We start from the raw sequence: 18028 nt of genomic DNA, 5'->3' as shown, positions 1-18028 counted from the left end.
TCGAAGGTCAAGCTTGGAAATGTTAGGAAAAGGTAAAGTTTGTGAGTGCCGCGCCTTGCGCGATCCCTGTGTAGGAGCGGCCTTGCGTCGCGATGGGGCGCGGAGCGGCCCCTGGATCGCGACCCCAGCACATTTGGCCGGGGCCGCTTTGCGGCCCATCGCGACGCAAGGCCGCTCCTACCCGGCACTCAGCCGGCCCGGCACAGCGCCAGGCAGTTATCCAGCATGCGGTTGGAGAAGCCCCACTCGTTGTCATACCAGGCCAGCACCTTGAGCATGCGCCCGTTGGCCCGGGTATGGTTGGCATCGAAGATCGACGACAGCGGATTGTGGTTGAAATCGCAGGAAACCAGCGGCAAGGCGTTGTAACCCAGCACCCGCGAATGCTTGCTGGCTTCGAGGAACAGCTGGTTGACCTGCTCGGCCGTGGCCTCGCGCCGGAGGTTGACAGTGAGATCCACCAGCGACACGTTGATCACCGGCACGCGCACCGCCATGCCGGTCAGCTTGCCGGCCAGTTCCGGCAGCACCAGGCCTACCGCCTCGGCGGCCCCGGTCTTGCTGGGGATCATCGACTGGGTCGCCGAGCGTGCGCGGTACGGGTCGCCGTGATACACGTCGGTCAGCACCTGGTCGTTGGTATAGGCATGGATGGTGGTCATCAGGCCCTGCTCGATACCGAACTCGCGGTGCAGCACCTGGGCAATCGGCGCCAGGCAGTTGGTGGTGCAGGAGGCGTTGGAGATGACCTGGTGCGAGGCCCGCAGGACATCATGGTTGACGCCGTATACCACCGTGGCATCGGCGCCTTTGGCGGGGGCCGAGACGATTACCTTGCCTGCCCCCGCAGCCAGGTGCGCGGCGGCCTTGGCGCGCTCGGTGAACAGCCCGGTGCATTCGAACACCACGTCGATCGCCTCGGCCTTCCACGGCAGTTCGGCCGGGTTGCGGATGGCGCTGACGGCGATACGGTCACCATTGACCGTCAGGCTTTCGTGGTCGGCCTCGACGCTGGCGTCAAAGGTGCCATGCACGCTGTCGTATTTGAGCAGATGGGCGTTCATGGCGCTGTCGCCCAGATCGTTGATGGCGACGACCTGCAGGTCCTGGCGGTAGCCTTGGGTATACAGTGCGCGCAGGACGTTGCGCCCGATGCGGCCGAATCCATTGATGGCGATGCGTAAAGTCATGGCAGTACCTCTGGCAGTCCGAGTGAAACCTGTGGCACAAAGGAGCTTCACTGAAACGGTTTTGTTGTTGGAATTACAAGATTATTCACTGGCCGATAGAAAACAAGCCTTTTTAGTGGCAATATTTTGTTTAAACATACAACGAGTGGTCGGGCGACGTGCCTCCACCGATGCAGCGGGCTCCTCTACCTTGAGCCTAGGCCGCAATCGTTTGGAGGGGAAATGCCTGGTAAACCGCCCTTACAATTAGCCTGGAGTCCAGTACATGCATCCGCGCATCCTTGAGGTCACCCAGCGGCTGGTCGAGCGCAGCCGTGCCACCCGCGAACGCTACCTGCAGCTGATTCGCGGCGCGGCCAGTGAAGGCCCCATGCGTGCCAGCCTGCAATGCGCCAACTTCGCCCACGGCGTGGCCGGTTGCGGCAGCGAGGACAAGCAGACCCTGCGCCTGATGAACGCGGCCAACGTGGCCATCGTCTCGGCCTACAACGACATGCTCTCGGCGCACCAGCCGTACCTGCACTTCCCCGAGCAGATCAAGCAGGCCTTGCGCGAAGTCGGTTCGGTCGGCCAGTTCGCCGGTGGCGTGCCGGCCATGTGCGACGGCGTGACCCAGGGCGAGCCGGGCATGGAGCTGGCGATTGCCAGCCGTGAAGTGATCGCCATGTCCACCGCCGTGGCGCTGTCGCACAACATGTTCGACGCTGCGCTGATGCTGGGCATCTGCGACAAGATCGTCCCCGGGCTGATGATGGGCGCATTGCGCTTCGGCCACCTGCCGACCATTTTCGTCCCGGGCGGGCCGATGGTGTCCGGCATCTCCAACAAGCAGAAGGCCGACGTGCGCCAGCGCTACGCTGAAGGCAAGGCCAGCCGCGAGGAGCTGCTGGAGTCGGAGATGAAGTCCTACCACAGCCCGGGTACCTGTACCTTCTACGGCACGGCCAACACCAACCAGCTGGTGATGGAAGTGATGGGCCTGCACCTGCCCGGCGCCTCCTTCGTCAACCCGTACACGCCGCTGCGTGACGCGCTCACTGCCGAGGCCGCGCAGCAGGTCACGCGCATGACCAAGGCCAGCGGCAACTTCATGCCGCTGGGCGAAATTGTGGATGAGAAGGCGCTGGTCAACTCCATCGTCGCCCTGCATGCCACTGGCGGTTCCACCAACCACACCTTGCATATCCCGGCAATTGCCCAGGCGGCGGGGATCCAGCTGACCTGGCAGGACATGGCCGACCTGTCCGAAGTGGTGCCGACCCTGTCCCACGTCTACCCCAACGGCAAGGCCGACATCAATCACTTCCAGGCCGCTGGCGGCATGGCCTTCCTGATCCGCGAGCTGCTCGATGCCGGGCTGCTGCACGAGGACGTCAACACCGTGGCCGGCCATGGCCTGCGTCGCTACACCCAGGAACCGTTCCTCGACGAGGGCAAGCTGGTGTGGCGCGAAGGGCCGCAGCACAGCCTGGACGAAAGCATCCTGCGCCCGGTGGCCCGACCATTCTCGGCCGAAGGCGGCCTGCGGGTAATGGAAGGCAACCTTGGCCGCGGCGTGATGAAGGTGTCGGCGGTCGCCCCGGAGCACCAGGTGGTCGAAGCCCCGGCACGGGTGTTCCACGACCAGCAGTCGCTGGCCGATGCCTTCAAGGCCGGCGAGCTGGAGCGTGATTTCGTTGCCGTGGTGCGCTTCCAGGGCCCGCGCTGCAACGGTATGCCGGAGCTGCACAAGCTCACACCGTTCCTCGGTGTGCTGCAGGATCGCGGCTACAAGGTGGCGCTGGTCACCGATGGGCGCATGTCCGGTGCCTCCGGCAAGATCCCGGCAGCTATCCACGTCTGCCCCGAGGCGTATGACGGTGGCCCGCTGGCGCGGGTGCGCGACGGTGATATCGTGCGCGTCGATGGTGTCGAAGGCACGCTGCGGGTAATGGTGTCGGCCGAAGAACTGGCCAGCCGCGACCTGCCACCCGCACCCCAGGGCAACGACCTGGGCTGCGGGCGCGAGCTGTTCGGCTTCATGCGCATGGCGTTCAGCCCGGCAGAGCAGGGCGCCAGCGCCTTCACCGCGACCCTGGAGAACCTCAAATGAAAGACCTGCTGGTTGGCGACATCGGCGGCACCAATGCCCGTTTCGCGTTGTGGCGTGACAACCAGCTACATGCGGTGAAGGTCTTCGCCACCGAGGACTACACCAGCCCGGAACAGGCCATCGAGGCTTACCTGGAAGGCCTTGGCATCGCTCGCGGCGGCGTGACTGCTGCCTGCCTGGCGGTGGCCGGGCCGGTCAATGGCGACGAGTTCCGCTTCACCAACAACCATTGGCGCCTGAGCCGTCAGGCGTTCTGCCAGCGGCTGCAGATCGAGCAGTTGCTGCTGATCAATGACTTCACCGCCATGGCGCTGGGCATGACCCGTCTGCGCGATGGCGAGTTTCGCGAGGTGTGCCCGGGCCAGGCCGACCTTTCGCGCCCGGCGTTGGTCATCGGCCCGGGTACCGGTTTGGGTGTCGGCTCGCTGTTGCGAGTGGGTGAGCGTTGGTGCGCCTTGCCGGGTGAGGGCGGGCACGTCGACCTGCCGGTGGGCAATGCCCGCGAAGCGGCAATATACCAACAGATTCACGCCCAGATCGGCCATGTCAGCGCCGAAACCGTGCTCAGTGGCGGTGGCCTGCTGCGCCTGTACCAGGCAATCTGTGCACTGGACGGCGACACACCCCGACACAACACCCCGGCGCAGATCACCGATGCTGCGCTGGGCGGCGAACCACGGGCGCTGGCGGTGATCGAGCAGTTCTGCCGGTTCCTCGGCCGAGTGGCGGGTAACAATGTGCTGACGCTGGGCGCGCGCGGTGGGGTCTATATTGTCGGCGGTGTGATCCCACGGTTTGCCGAGCTGTTCCTGCGCAGCGGGTTCGCTGCCAGCTTTGCCGACAAGGGCTGCATGAGCGGTTATTTCGCCGGGGTGCCGGTATGGCTGGTGACGGCGGAGTTTTCCGGGTTGCTGGGGGCTGGAGTGGCCTTGCAACAGGCGCTGGATCACGGCTAGGTGATTGAGGGCCGCTGCGCGGCCATCGCGACCCAACGCCGCTGCTGCACCGGGACCTGGGATTTCCGGCCCGGCGCAGTCGCTGTAGGAGCGGCCTTGGGTCGCGATGGGCTGCGCAGCGGCCCCGATAGCAGGCAACGAAGACCTGTAACCAGACAAAAGGAAAGACCACCTTGAGCACTGCCGGTAAATCGATCCTGATGGTCGACGACGACCAGGAAATCCGCGAACTGCTGCAAACCTACCTGAGCCGTTCCGGCTTCCAGGTGCATGCCGAAGCCGACGGCAAGGGCTTTCGCCGCGCCCTGGAAACCACCCCTTGCGATCTGGTCATCCTCGACGTCATGTTGCCCGACGAAGACGGCTTCAGCCTGTGCCGTTGGGTACGCCAGCACCCGCGCCAGGCACGGGTACCGATCATCATGCTCACCGCCAGCTCGGACGAAGCCGACCGGGTCATCGGCCTGGAACTGGGCGCCGACGACTATCTGGGCAAACCGTTCAGCCCGCGCGAATTGCAAGCACGGATCAAGGCCCTGCTGCGCCGTGCCGAGTTCGGCCAGGCGGCGCCGGGCAGTGCCGTGCTGGCTTTCGACGACTGGCGCCTGGACACGGTCAGCCATCGCCTGTTTCATCGCGACGGCGAGGAGGTGATGCTCTCCGGCGCCGACTTTGCCCTGCTCAAGCTGTTTCTCGACCACCCCCAGCAGATCCTCGACCGCGACACCATCGGCAACGCCACCCGAGGTCGCGAGCCGATGCCGCTGGACCGCATCGTCGACATGGCGGTGAGCCGCCTGCGCCAACGCCTGCGCGATACCGACAAACCGCCCCGGCTGATCCGCACCGTGCGCGGCAGTGGCTACCTGCTGGCTGCCCATGTCTGCAGTGGCTCCTGAGCGGCGCTGGCGGCTGCTGCCGCGCTCGTTGCTGGGGCGCATGCTGCTGCTGACCTTGCTGGTGGTGCTGCTGGCCCAGGGCTTGTCCAGCATCATCTGGGTCGCCCAGTTGCGCGCCAGCCAACTGCAAGGCCTGCGCGCCAGTGCCAGCAGCCTGGCCCACTCGATGAGCGCCAGCGTCAGCTACTTTCGTTCGTTGCCGGTGGGCTACCGGCCCATGGTGCTCGATCAGCTGCGCAGCATGGGCGGCACGCGCTTCTTCGTATCGCTCAACGCCAAGCCACTGGACATGCCGGTACTGCCGGTCACCCCGCGCAAGCAGGTGGTGATCGACGTGTTCCAGCAAGTGCTGCATGAGCGCCTGGGTTCGCAGATGGAAATTTCCGTGGCGTTCGTCAGCCCCGACGACCTGCGCATCTTCAACAGCGGCCTCAAGCTCGACGAGCTGCCGCGCTCGTGGGCGCACTACTCGTTGACCCTGGAACCGCTCAACCCGCCGGTGCTGGTGACACAGATCCGCCTGGGTGAGGGCGAGTGGCTGTACATCGCCTCGCTGCTGCCCGAGCCCTATACCAGCCTGGAGGCCGAACGCCTGCCGCGCCAGCAGATCGGCTTCATCGTGCTGACCACCGTGTTGCTGCTGCTGTTCATCGGCCTGCTGGTGCACTGGCAGAGCTGGCCGCTCAAGCGCCTGGCACGGGCGGCGCGCGAAATGTCGCTGGGTGCCGATGTGGCGCCGGTGGCCGAAGGCGGTGGCAGTGAGGTGGTGGAAGTGGGCCGGGCGTTCAACAGCATGCGCGAACGTATCAGCCGCTACCTGACCGAACGTAGCCAGCTGTTCAGCGCTATCTCGCACGACCTGCGCACGCCGATCACTCGCCTGCGGCTGCGGGTCGAGCTGCTGGAGAACGAACGCCTGCAGGCCAAGTTCAGCCAGGACCTGGATGAGCTGGAGTTGCTGGTCAAAGGGGCCTTGCAGTGCGTGAAGGACACCGACATTCATGAAAACATCGAGCCGGTCGACCTCAACCAGGTGCTGGAAATCCTCGCCGAGCCCTACCTGGGCGATGGTCGCATCACCCTCGAAGGCCGGGCACTGGCACCGTATCCGGGCAAGCCGCTGGCGTTGCGACGGTGCATCGGCAACCTGATCGACAATGCCATCAAGTACGGCGAGCGGGCACGGTTACGCATCATCGACAGTGCCGAGGGCTTCGTGCTGCAGGTCGATGACCAGGGGCCGGGGGTGCCCGAGCAGCAGCTGGAACAGGTGTTCGAGCCGCACTTCCGCCTGGCGGGGCAGCAGCAGGGCTATGGGCTGGGGTTGGGCATCGCGCGCAACATCGCTCATAGCCATGGCGGCGAGGTGAGTCTGCTCAACCTGCGCGAGGGCGGGTTGCGGGTGACCTTGTACCTGCCGCGGGGCATGGACTGAGAGCCGGTGCCGGCAAGCGAAATGTCACTGCGCGGTGACAATCCACCGGCCCTTCGTGACATCCCACCCGACCGCGCTGACTAGAATTCGCCCACGACTGGCAAGGATCAAGCTGGCCCATGAATACGCATAACCTGCCTGCCACCCGTTGGCTCGATGCCCCGGCTCACACCGCCTGGCGCCTGGCCGAAGCACAGCGCCTGCTGGCGTTCGCCAAGGCTGCGAAACTGCCCGATGGCTTCGGCAGCCTGGATGCCAAGGGGCAGCTTGCCCCCGGTGCCCGTGCCGACACCCTGAACACCGCCCGCATGACCCACTGCTTCGCCCTGGCCCAGCTGCAGGGCTTGCCCGGTTGCCTGGCCTATGTCGAACACGGTGTGGCTGCCCTGCGTGGCGCCATGCAGGACGCCACCCATGGCGGCTGGTTCGCCCACCCCGATGGCGCTACCGACAGCGGCAAGGCCGCCTACCTGCATGCCTTCGTCGCCCTGGCCGCCAGCTCGGCGGTGCTGGCCGGCGCTGCCGACGCGCCCGCCCTGCTGGAAGACGCGGTGCAGATGCTTGTCGCGCATTTCTGGAGCGAAGCGGAGGGCGCCCTCTGCGAATCCTTCTCCCGTACCTGGCAGTCGCCCGAGCCGTACCGTGGCGCCAACAGCAACATGCACGCGGTCGAAGCCTTCCTCGCCCTGGCCGATGTCACTGGCCAGCGCCTGTGGCTGCAACGCGCCCTGCGCATCGCCGAACGCGTCATTCATGGCCATGCCGCCGCCAACGGCCATCGCGTCATCGAGCACTTCGATGCCTTCTGGCAGCCACTGCCGCATTACAACCTGGAGCGTCCGGCTGATCCTTTCCGGCCGTATGGGACCACCCCCGGGCATGCGCTGGAGTGGGCGCGGTTGCTGCTGCACCTGGAGGCCAGCCTCGAACGGGCCGGCCTGCCTGCGCCGGGCTGGCTGGTGGACGACGCGCGCGCGTTGTTCGACGCGGCCTGCCAGCACGCGTGGCACGTCGATGGCGCGCCGGGCTTTGTCTATACCCTGGACTGGGCCGATCGGCCGGTGGTGCACGCGCGCCTGCATTGGGTGCACGCCGAGGCCTGCGCCGCCGCAGCGGCGCTGTTGCAGCGTACTGGCGAGGCACGCTACGAGCAGTGGTACCAGCGCTGCTGGGATTTCATTGCCAAGCATTTCATCGACCTGGTTGCGGGCAGCTGGCACCACGAGCTCGATGCACATAACCAGCCAGCCGGGATGCTGTGGCCGGGCAAGCCCGACCTCTACCACGCCTACCAGACATTGCTGCTGCCGGGCTTGCCGCTGGCACCGAGCCTGGCCAGCAGCCTGGCCGCCAATGTAACCAGATGATGACATTCACGCGTCGCTTCGTTACCTGACGAGGCGCGCACGCTGTTTAGACTCAATGCAACGCAAGCGACCGACTTGCACGGCATAACAACAAGAAAGGTGCTTCGATGAACTCTACGCTTCGTCTCGCTGCCGCAATCTCCATTGCCTCGCTAGGGGCCTCCCTGTTCCCGCTCACTGCCCTGGCTGCCGATTCCAAAGGCAGTATCGAGGTGGTGCACTGGTGGACATCCGGTGGTGAAAAAGCGGCAGTCGATGTGCTCAAGGCCCAGGTCGAAAAAGATGGCTTCACCTGGAAGGACGGCGCAGTCGCTGGCGGCGGTGGTGCCACGGCCATGACCGTGCTCAAGAGCCGCGCCGTGGCGGGCAACCCGCCGGGTGTCGCACAGATCAAGGGCCCGGACATCCAGGACTGGGCAGCCACCGGCCTGCTCGACGCCGATGTGCTCAAGGATGTGGCCAAGGAAGAGAAGTGGGACACGCTGCTCGACAAGAAGGTCGCCGACACCGTGAAGTATGACGGTGACTACGTCGCCGTACCGGTGAACATCCATCGCATCAACTGGCTGTGGATCAACCCCGAAGTGTTCAAGAAGGCCGGCATCGACAAGGCGCCGACCACCCTCGACGAATTCTACGCCGCCGCCGACAAGCTCAAGGCCGCCGGTTTCATCCCGCTCGCCCATGGTGGCCAGCCGTGGCAGGACAGCACCGTATTCGAAAGCGTGGTGCTGGCCGTGATGGGGGTCGATGGCTACAAGAAGGCCCTGGTCGACCTCGACAGCGAGGCGCTGACCGGCCCGCAGATGATCAAGGCGCTGACCGAGCTGAAGAAGGTCGCCACCTACATGGACCCGGATGGCAAGGGCCAGGACTGGAACCTCGAAGCGGCCAAGGTCATCAACGGCAAGGCCGGTATGCAGATCATGGGCGACTGGGCCAAGAGCGAATGGACCCTGGCGAAGAAAACTGCCGGCAAGGACTACCAGTGCGTGCCATTCCCTGGCACGGACAAGGCTTTCCTCTACAACATCGACTCGCTGGTAGTGTTCAAGCAGAACGACGAAGGCACCGCCGCCGGGCAGCGGGACATCGCACGCAAGGTGCTGGGCCAGGACTTCCAGAAGGTGTTCAGCATCAACAAGGGCTCCATCCCGGTACGCAACGACATGCTCGCCGACATGGGCAAGTACGGCTTCGATGCCTGCGCGCAAACCTCCGCCAAGGACTTCCTCGCCGATGCCAAGAGCGGCGGGCTGCAGCCGAGCATGGCGCACAACATGGCCACCACGCTGGCCGTGCAGGGCGCGTTCTTCGATGTGGTGACCAACTACATCAACGACCCGAAGGCCGACCCGGCCGATGCGGCGAAGAAGCTGGCGGCGGCGATCAAGGCTGCCCAGTAAAGCAGACGCGATTCCGTTGTAGGAGCGGCCTTGTGTCGCGATGGGCTGCGCAGCAGCCCCATAACCTGCGCACTCGATCTTCAAGGTAGGTAATCGTCCTTGAGTCCTTTGGGGCTGCTGTGCAGCCCATCGCGACACAAGGCCGCTCCTACAGGGGAGTGCGGCGCCTTCGAGGTGAACCATGACTACAGCAACCGCCCAACTGCGGGCCTCACCCCTGGACGCGCTTCAGCGCTGGCTGCCCAAGCTGGTGTTGGCGCCGAGCATGTTCATCGTCCTGGTGGGCTTCTACGGCTACATCCTCTGGACCTTTGTCCTGTCCTTCACCACGTCGACCTTCCTGCCGACCTACAAGTGGGCCGGCCTGGCCCAGTACGCCCGGCTGTTCGACAACGACCGCTGGTGGGTGGCGAGCAAGAACCTGCTGCTGTTCGGCGGCCTGTTCATCGCCATCAGCCTGGTCATCGGCGTGCTGCTGGCGGTCCTGCTGGACCAGCGGATCCGCCGCGAAGGCTTCATCCGCACCATCTACCTGTACCCCATGGCGCTGTCGATGATCGTCACCGGCACTGCCTGGAAGTGGCTGCTCAACCCGGGCATGGGCCTGGACAAGCTGCTGCGAGACTGGGGCTGGGAAGGTTTCCGCCTGGACTGGCTGATCGACCCGGACCGGGTGGTGTACTGCCTGGTGATTGCCGCGGTATGGCAGGCATCGGGCTTCATCATGGCGATGTTCCTCGCCGGCCTGCGCGGGGTCGACCCGTCGATCATCCGCGCCGCGCAGATCGACGGCGCCAGCCTGCCGCGCATCTACTGGCGTGTGGTGCTGCCCAGCTTGCGCCCGGTGTTCTTCAGCTCGCTGATGATTCTCGCGCACATTGCCATCAAGAGCTTCGACCTGGTGGCGGCAATGACCGCCGGCGGCCCGGGCTATTCGTCCGACCTGCCAGCGATGTTCATGTATTCGTTCACCTTCAGCCGCGGGCAGATGGGCATGGGCTCGGCCAGCGCCATCCTCATGCTCGGGGCGATCCTGGCGATCCTCGTGCCTTACCTGTACTCGGAGCTGCGGAGCAAACGCCATGCATAGCCCTGTCGACAAACCGGTGCTGAGCCTCAGCCGCATCGCCATCCACGCGGTGCTGTTGCTGGCCGTGTTGCTGTACCTGGTGCCGCTGGTGGTGATGCTGCTGACCAGCTTCAAGACCCCGGACGATATCAGCACCGGCAACCTGCTGAGCTGGCCGGCGGTGTTCAGCGGTATTGGTTGGGTCAAGGCCTGGGCCACGGTCAGCGGGTACTTCTGGAACTCGATCATGATCACCGTGCCGGCGGTACTGATCTCCACTGCCATCGGCGCGCTGAACGGCTACGTGCTGTCGATGTGGCGCTTCCGTGGTTCGCAGCTGTTCTTCGGCCTGCTGCTGTTCGGCTGCTTCCTGCCGTTCCAGACCGTGCTGCTGCCGGCCTCGTTCACCCTCGGCAAGCTCGGCCTGGCCAGCACCACCAGCGGCCTGGTGCTGGTGCACGTGGTCTATGGCCTGGCCTTTACCACGCTGTTCTTCCGCAACTTCTACGTGAGCGTCCCCGATGCGCTGGTCAAGGCTGCGCGGCTGGATGGCGCCGGGTTCTTCACCATCTTCCGCCGCATCATCCTGCCGATGTCCACGCCGATCATCATGGTCTGCCTGATCTGGCAGTTCACCCAGATCTGGAACGACTTCCTGTTTGGCGTGGTGTTCTCCAGCGGCGACTCGCAACCGATCACCGTGGCCTTGAACAACCTGGTCAACACCAGTACCGGGGCCAAGGAATACAACGTCGACATGGCGGCGGCGATGATTGCCGGCCTGCCAACCCTGCTGGTCTACGTGGTGGCAGGCAAATATTTCGTCCGCGGCCTGACGGCTGGCGCGGTAAAGGGGTAAGTCATGGCAACGCTCGAACTTCGCAATGTGAACAAGACCTACGGCAGCGGCTTGCCGGACACCCTCAAGGACATCCAGCTGTCGATCAAGGATGGCGAGTTCCTGATCCTGGTCGGCCCGTCGGGCTGCGGCAAGTCGACCTTGATGAACTGCATTGCCGGCCTGGAGCAGATCACCGGCGGGGCGATCCTCATCGACCAGCAGGATGTCAGTGGCATGAGCCCCAAGGATCGTGACATCGCCATGGTGTTCCAGTCCTACGCGCTGTACCCGACCATGAGCGTGCGCGAGAACATCGAGTTCGGCCTGAAGATCCGCAAGCTGCCCCAGGCTGCCATCGACGAAGAGGTGGCGCGGGTGGCCAAGCTGCTGCAGATCGAGCACCTGCTGGCGCGCAAGCCGGCGCAGCTGTCCGGTGGCCAGCAGCAGCGCGTGGCCATGGGCCGGGCGCTGGCGCGGCGGCCGAAGATCTACCTGTTCGATGAACCGCTGTCCAACCTCGATGCCAAGCTGCGTGTCGAGATGCGCACCGAAATGAAACTGATGCACCAGCGCCTGAAGACCACCACCGTGTACGTCACCCATGACCAGATCGAGGCCATGACCCTGGGCGACAAGGTAGCGGTGATGAAGGACGGCATCATCCAGCAGTTCGGCACCCCACAACAGATCTACAACGACCCGGCCAACCAGTTTGTCGCCAGCTTCATCGGTTCGCCGCCGATGAACTTCATCCCGGTACGCCTGACCAAACAGGATGGCCGCCTGCTGGCGCTGCTGGACAGTGGCCAGGCGCGCTGCGAACTGCCTTTGGGCCTGGCTGCCGACGAACTCGAGGGGCGCGAGATCATTCTGGGCATCCGTCCCGAGCAGATCGCGCTGGGCACCGGGGAGGGCAACAGCTTGCCGGGCATCCGCGCCGAGGTGCAGGTGACCGAACCTACCGGGCCGGACCTGCTGGTGTTCGTCACCCTCAACCAGACCAAGGTTTGCTGCCGCCTGGCGCCGGATGTGACGTGCCAGGTAGGTGACAACCTGAACCTGCAGTTCGACCCGGCCCGGGTGCTGCTGTTCGACGCCGACAGCGGCGAGCGCCTGCACCTGGCCAGCTCCGCCGCAGCAGTAAAGGACAACGTGGCTCACTTCAAGGGCCGTTGACTCGTCTACACCACCAATAAGAAAAAAGAGGACGCAAAGGGATGGAACAGCGCAAACGCATCAGGACATTGGGCTCGCTGGCCTTGCTTGCCATCGTTGGCAGCAGCGGGGCGCAGGCTGCCGAGGCCTTTTCCAGCGAATCGAAGTGGATGACCGGCGACTGGGGCGGCACCCGCACCGAACTGCTGGAAAAAGGTTACGACTTCACCCTGGATTATGTCGGTGAGGTAGCCGGCAACCTGCACGGCGGCTACAACGACGACAAGACCGCGCGCTACAGCGACCAGTTCGCGCTGGGCGCACACCTGGACCTGCAGAAAATCCTCGGCTGGCACGATGCCGAGTTCAAGCTGGCGATCACCGAGCGCAGTGGCCGCAACCTGTCCAACGACCGCATCAGCGACCCGCGCGCCGGGCAGTTCAGCTCGGTGCAGGAAGTGTGGGGCCGCGGCCAGACCTGGCGCCTGACCCAGATGTGGGTCAAGCAGAAGTACTTTGACGGTGCGCTGGACGTCAAATTCGGCCGCTTCGGCGAAGGCGAGGACTTCAACAGCTTCCCTTGCGACTTCCAGAACCTGGCCTTCTGCGGCTCGCAAGTGGGCAACTGGGTCGGTGGCATCTGGTACAACTGGCCGGTGAGCCAGTGGGCACTGCGGGTCAAGTACAACATCACCCCGGAATTCTTCGTCCAGGTCGGTGCCTTCGAGCAGAACCCTTCCAACCTGGAAACCGGCAACGGCTTCAAGCTCAGCGGCAGCGGCACCAAGGGCGCGATACTGCCGGTGGAAGCGGTGTGGTCACCCAAGGTCAATGGCCTGCCGGGCGAGTACCGCCTGGGTTACTACTACAGCACGGCCAAGGCCGATGATGTATTCGACGATGTCAACGGCAACCCGCAGGCGTTGACTGGCGAAGCCTTCAAGTCACACTCCAGCAAGCACGGCTGGTGGGTCGTGGCGCAACAGCAAGTCACTGCCCATGCTGGCGATGTCAACCGTGGCCTGAGCCTGTTCGCCAACTTCACTGTGCACGACAAGGCCACCAACGTGGTCGACAACTACCAGCAGGTAGGCCTGGTCTACAAGGGCGCCTTCGACGCCCGGCCCAAGGACGATATCGGCTTCGGTGTGGCACGTATTCATGTGAATGACGACGTCAAGAAACGCGCCGAGTTGCTCAATGCCCAGAGCGGTATCGACGATTACGACAACCCCGGCTTCGTGCCGCTGCAACGCACCGAATACAACGCCGAGCTCTATTACGGCTTCCACGTCACCAACTGGCTGACCGTGCGGCCCAACCTGCAGTACATCAAGAGCCCCGGCGGGGTCGATGAGGTGGACAATGCGTTGGTCGCAGGCTTGAAGATTCAGTCGTCATTCTAAGGGCAATTGTTGTAAATTTACGCCAATCCAATTTCGGCTCCCGGCACCCACTGGCCTGCAGTGGGTGCCAGGGATAGGCCGAGACAGCGCTATCTCAAACAACAAGAGCCCTGAACATGCCCGAACATCCGCTTCATCGCTTCTTCACCTCGCAGCGGCCCCGGCCGACATTCGAGTGGGAGCGTTACCAGCAGCGCGATGTGCTGATCATCGACCACCCACGTTGCCAGGCGGTGTTCAGCCGCCAGGGCGCGCAACTGCTGCATTTTCAGCCGGCCGGCGAACGGCCCTGGCTGTGGTGTGCCGAGCAGTGGCCGCAGGTTGGGGCGATCCGCGGTGGCGTGCCGGTGTGCTGGCCCTGGTATGGCCGTCACCCCAGCGAAGACCTGTGGCCAGCCCATGGCTGGGCGCGCCTGTTGGACTGGAAGCTGGTCGACAGCCGCGAGGACGAGGAGGGCGTTACCCTGAAATGGCGGCTGGACCTGTGCGACTGGCAGGTCGACCTGCATGCCCGGCTGGGCAGCCGCATGGAGCTGAGCCTGAGCACCGAGCACCAGGACAGCGAACCCTGCCAGCTGAGCCATGCTCTGCTGGCCTACTGGTGTATCAGTGACGTGTCCGAGATAGCGCTGTCCGGGCTCGAGGACATCGAAGGCTACGACCGCCTCAACCGCCAGGCCTGCCGTGAGGATGGCGCGCTGAAGCTCAAGGGCGGCTGCCAGAAGGTCTACCCCGGCACGCCACGGGTGCAGCTGCAGGACCCGGCCTGGCAGCGTGAGCTGTGCATCGACACCGGCGACAGTGACGACACCGTGGTCTGGCACCCGGGCAACCGCCCGCTGATGGGCGTGACTGGCCGCGAATGCCAGCGCTTCGTCTGCGTCGAGGCCGCCAGTGGCAGTGGTGAAGGCCTGAGCCTGGCGCCGGGGCAGCGGGTACACCTGCGTTTGCAGGCGCACCGGCTCAGTTGAGTTCGTCGTCCTCGATCGGGTAGCGGCTGGCGTTGAGGCTTTCCTTGATCTTGCGCAGGTGCGGCTGGAAGTCCACGCCACGGCGCAGGGTCATGCCGGTGGCCAGCACATCGAGCACGGTCAGCTGGATGATCCGCGAGGTCATTGGCATGTAGATGTCGGTGTCTTCCGGCAACGGAATATGCAGGCTCAGGCTGCAGGCATTGGCCAATGGCGAACCGGCGGCCGTCAGGCCCAGCACCGAGGCGCCATTTTCCCGGGCAAGGCGCGCCACTTCGACCAGTTCGCGGGTGCGTCCGGTGTAGGAAATGATCACGAACAGGTCGCCGGTGTGGGCGACCGAGGCCAGCATGCGTTGCATCAGTACGTCGGCGTGGGCCGACACCGCCAGGTTGAAGCGGAAGAACTTGTGCTGGGCATCCAGCGCCACCGGGGCAGAGGCGCCGAGGCCGAAGAAGTGGATCTGCCGCGCCTGGATCATCATGTCCACGGCACGGCTGACCTGCTGCGGGTCGAGTTGCTGGCAGGCGCTGTCGAGCGAGGCGATGGCGCTGGCGAAGATCTTCTGGGTATAGGCTGCCGGATCATCGTCGGCCTCTACCGCGCGGCTGACATAGGCGGCGCCGCTGGCCAGGCTCTGCGCCAGCTGCAGCTTGAGTTCGGGGTAGCCGCTGACGCCGAACGAGCGGCAGAAGCGGTTGACGGTCGGCTCGCTGACCTTGGCCGCCTGGGCAAGCGCAGCGATGCTGAAACGGGTGGCTTGTTGTGGGTTGAGCAGGATGACTTCGGCGACTTTGCGTTCGGCCTTGTTCAGCTCGTCGAGGCGTCCCTGGATCTGTTCCAGGAGGTTTCGCACGCGGTCCATGGGTGTGTCCTTGGGTCGGGAAGACAGCCGGCTGTGGGAGCAGCAGGCTTTTTGCACGGTCGTCTATCGTACTGTTGGCGCGGTTGGCGTACCACTTGTCTGTAACACTTGTGTCGAATGTTGTGGTTTTTACTACATTATCCCTTGAAAACCGTATGTGAAAGCGGTATTCCTAGACCAACTTTAGGAAAGAACCAACATCATGGCTGCGATCAGTGTCGAACCTTGCACCTTTGCCCTGTTTGGCGCCCTCGGCGACTTGGCATTGCGCAAGCTGTTTCCTGCGCTTTATCAGCTCGACCGGGCCAACCTGTTGCACCCGGATACCCACCTGCTGGCCCTGGCCCGCGAGGCCGGTACTGCGCAGGAACACCTGAACAGTATCGAAGCGCACCTGCGCCGGCATGTACCCGAGGCTGACATAGAGCCTGCAGCGCTGGGCCGCTTCCTTGCCCGGCTGAGCTACCAGCACCTCGACTTCCTCCAGCCCGAGGGCTATCAGGCCTTGGCCGAACAGGTGCAGGGCGAGCAGCCGCTGATCGCCTATTTCGCCACGGCGGCGGCGGTGTACGGCGCCATCTGCGAAAACCTCGACAAGGCCGGTTTGGCTGCGCGCACCCGGGTGGTGCTGGAGAAGCCCATTGGCCACGACCTGGAGTCGTCGCGCCGGGTCAACGACGCCGTGGCACGGTTCTTCCCCGAGAACCGGGTCTACCGCATCGACCACTATCTGGGCAAGGAGACGGTGCAGAACCTGATCGCCCTGCGCTTTGCCAACAGCCTGTTCGAAACCCAGTGGAACCAGAACTCCATCTCCCACGTGGAGATTACCGTTGCCGAGAAGGTCGGTATCGAAGGCCGCTGGGGCTATTTCGACAAGGCCGGCCAGCTGCGCGACATGATCCAGAACCACCTGCTGCAGCTGCTGTGCCTGATCGCCATGGACCCGCCCAGCGAACTGTCCGCCGATGCCATCCGTGACGAGAAGGTCAAGGTGCTCAAGGCCCTGGCACCGATCACTGGCGAAGGGCTGAGCACCCGTGTGGTGCGTGGCCAGTACATTGCCGGCTACAGCGATGGCAAGCCGGTGCCCGGTTACCTCGAAGAAGACAACGCCAACGCCCAGAGCGATACCGAAACCTTCGTCGCCCTGCGTGCCGACATCCGCAACTGGCGCTGGTCGGGCGTGCCGTTCTACCTGCGTACCGGCAAGCGCATGCCGCAGAAACTGTCGCAGATCGTCATTCATTTCAAGGAAACGCCGCACTACATCTTTGCCCCGGAACAGCGTTTGCAAATCGGTAACAAGCTGATCATCCGCCTGCAACCGGACGAAGGCATTTCCCTGCGGGTGATGACCAAGGAGCAGGGCCTGGACAAGGGCATGCAACTGCGCAGCGGCCCGTTGCAGCTGAATTTTTCCGACACCTGGCGCAGCGCGAGGATTCCGGATGCCTACGAGCGGCTGTTGCTCGAGGTGATGCGCGGCAACCAGAACCTGTTCGTGCGCAAGGACGAAATCGAATATGCCTGGAAGTGGTGCGACCAGTTGATCGCCGGCTGGCGTAACGCGGGCGATGCACCGAAACCTTATGCGGCCGGTTCCTGGGGGCCGATGAGCTCGATTGCTCTGATCACACGCGACGGGAGGGCGTGGTATGGGGATATCTGAACTGAAACTGCCCGGCTCGGTGAACGTGCACGAGCTGGCCAACGCCAAGGCCCTGGCCGTGCGCCAGGCACATGACGTGGCTGTTCGCCTGCGCGAGGCGATCGCCAGCAAGGGCCAGGCCTGCCTGGTGCTGTCGGGCGGTCGCAGCCCGGTACCGTTCCTCGAACAGCTGGCCAGCGAAGACCTCGACTGGGCCAGGGTCACCGTCAGCCTCGCCGATGAGCGTTGGGTGCCAGTGGAACACGCCGACAGCAACGCCGGTCTGCTGGCTCGCCACCTGTTCAAGGGCGCCGCGGCCAAGGCCCGTTTCGTTGGCTTGTACCAGCAGGCGCAGAACCTCGACGCCGCTGCCAACAAGGCCGACCAGGCGCTGGCCGAGCTGCCGCCGATCGATGTGCTGGTGCTGGGCATGGGTGACGATGGCCATACCGCCTCGCTGTTCCCCGCCAGCCCCAACCTGGACGCCGCCCTCGACCTGGCCAACCCACGCCGCTGCCTGCCCTTGCTGGCACCGAGCGTACCGCGCCAGCGCCTGTCGATGACCCGCTCGCTGCTGGCCAGTGCCGCTTTCACCGCGCTGTCCGTGCAAGGGCAGGGCAAACTCGCTACCCTGCGCGCCGCGCTGGCTGGCACCGACCTTACGGAAATGCCGATTCGCGCTTTTCTTCACGCCCCCCTGGACATCTACTGGTGCCCATGAGCCA

At 64.5% G+C, this 18028-nt stretch carries 15 protein-coding genes; 13 read left to right on the top strand and 2 right to left on the bottom strand.

What is annotated here, in order from left to right; genetic code table 11:
- Window positions 1-188: 188 nt before the first annotated feature.
- Window positions 189-1190 (bottom strand): type I glyceraldehyde-3-phosphate dehydrogenase, encoded by a 1002-nt coding sequence (gap, locus tag JKP78_RS10595; RefSeq protein WP_170028450.1) that lies wholly within the window; start codon window positions 1188-1190, stop codon window positions 189-191.
- Window positions 1191-1455: 265 nt separating this feature from the next.
- Between gap and edd the strand changes: the two genes are divergently transcribed.
- The 11 genes from edd (at window position 1456) to JKP78_RS10540 (ending at window position 14787) form a co-directional block, all read left to right on the top strand.
- Window positions 1456-3282: a phosphogluconate dehydratase gene (edd, locus tag JKP78_RS10590; RefSeq protein WP_186686140.1), complete on the top strand. Its 1827-nt coding sequence runs from the start codon at window positions 1456-1458 to the stop codon at window positions 3280-3282.
- Complete coding sequence (locus JKP78_RS10585; protein ID WP_186686138.1) at window positions 3279-4238, top strand: glucokinase; 960 nt, start codon at window positions 3279-3281, stop codon at window positions 4236-4238. The genes edd and JKP78_RS10585 overlap by 4 nt, the downstream gene beginning before the upstream one ends.
- Window positions 4239-4411: 173 nt before the next feature.
- The gene (gene gltR, locus JKP78_RS10580) at window positions 4412-5137 is read left to right on the top strand and encodes a two-component system response regulator GltR (RefSeq protein WP_170028453.1); all 726 of its coding nucleotides are present in this window, start codon (window positions 4412-4414) and stop codon (window positions 5135-5137) included.
- The gene (locus tag JKP78_RS10575; protein ID WP_200626642.1) at window positions 5118-6572 is read left to right on the top strand and encodes an ATP-binding protein; all 1455 of its coding nucleotides are present in this window, start codon (window positions 5118-5120) and stop codon (window positions 6570-6572) included. The genes gltR and JKP78_RS10575 overlap by 20 nt, the downstream gene beginning before the upstream one ends.
- A gap of 119 nt (window positions 6573-6691) precedes the next feature.
- Window positions 6692-7939, top strand: coding sequence for a D-mannose isomerase (locus JKP78_RS10570; RefSeq protein WP_200626641.1), 1248 nt, complete (start codon window positions 6692-6694; stop codon window positions 7937-7939).
- A gap of 107 nt (window positions 7940-8046) precedes the next feature.
- Window positions 8047-9345 (top strand): ABC transporter substrate-binding protein, encoded by a 1299-nt coding sequence (locus JKP78_RS10565; protein ID WP_200626640.1) that lies wholly within the window; start codon window positions 8047-8049, stop codon window positions 9343-9345.
- Window positions 9346-9526: 181 nt separating this feature from the next.
- Window positions 9527-10435: a carbohydrate ABC transporter permease gene (locus JKP78_RS10560; protein WP_200626639.1), complete on the top strand. Its 909-nt coding sequence runs from the start codon at window positions 9527-9529 to the stop codon at window positions 10433-10435.
- The gene (locus JKP78_RS10555) at window positions 10428-11273 is read left to right on the top strand and encodes a carbohydrate ABC transporter permease (protein ID WP_170028458.1); all 846 of its coding nucleotides are present in this window, start codon (window positions 10428-10430) and stop codon (window positions 11271-11273) included. The genes JKP78_RS10560 and JKP78_RS10555 overlap by 8 nt, the downstream gene beginning before the upstream one ends.
- 3 nt (window positions 11274-11276) lie before the next feature.
- Window positions 11277-12431 (top strand): ABC transporter ATP-binding protein, encoded by a 1155-nt coding sequence (locus tag JKP78_RS10550; protein WP_186686129.1) that lies wholly within the window; start codon window positions 11277-11279, stop codon window positions 12429-12431.
- Window positions 12432-12472: 41 nt separating this feature from the next.
- Complete coding sequence (locus JKP78_RS10545; RefSeq protein ID WP_170028460.1) at window positions 12473-13816, top strand: carbohydrate porin; 1344 nt, start codon at window positions 12473-12475, stop codon at window positions 13814-13816.
- Between the two features lie 116 nt (window positions 13817-13932).
- Complete coding sequence (locus JKP78_RS10540) at window positions 13933-14787, top strand: D-hexose-6-phosphate mutarotase (protein WP_186686128.1); 855 nt, start codon at window positions 13933-13935, stop codon at window positions 14785-14787.
- Here the strand turns inward: JKP78_RS10540 and hexR are convergent.
- Window positions 14780-15643 carry a DNA-binding transcriptional regulator HexR gene (hexR, locus tag JKP78_RS10535; protein WP_169774905.1) on the bottom strand — a complete coding sequence of 288 codons (864 nt, stop codon included), beginning with the start codon at window positions 15641-15643 and terminating at the stop codon, window positions 14780-14782. The genes JKP78_RS10540 and hexR overlap by 8 nt on opposite strands.
- A gap of 211 nt (window positions 15644-15854) precedes the next feature.
- On the opposite strand from hexR, the gene zwf reads away from it, so the two are divergent.
- Together zwf and pgl are read left to right on the top strand one after the other, a co-directional pair.
- A complete protein-coding gene (gene zwf / locus JKP78_RS10530) occupies window positions 15855-17324 on the top strand; it encodes a glucose-6-phosphate dehydrogenase (protein ID WP_200626638.1) in 1470 nt (489 codons plus the stop codon).
- On the top strand, window positions 17311-18024 hold the full coding sequence (gene pgl / locus JKP78_RS10525) for a 6-phosphogluconolactonase (RefSeq protein ID WP_186686124.1): 714 nt from the start codon (window positions 17311-17313) through the stop codon (window positions 18022-18024). Before zwf ends, pgl begins: the two co-directional genes overlap by 14 nt.
- Window positions 18025-18028: the final 4 nt, after the last annotated feature.

The organism is Pseudomonas sp. LAM2023 (assembly GCF_016620375.1).
In the GTDB taxonomy this organism is placed as follows: domain Bacteria; phylum Pseudomonadota; class Gammaproteobacteria; order Pseudomonadales; family Pseudomonadaceae; genus Aquipseudomonas; species Aquipseudomonas anuradhapurensis.
The sequence above is the reverse complement of the archived record's forward strand: the minus strand, read 5'-3'. Positions and strand labels throughout refer to the sequence as shown.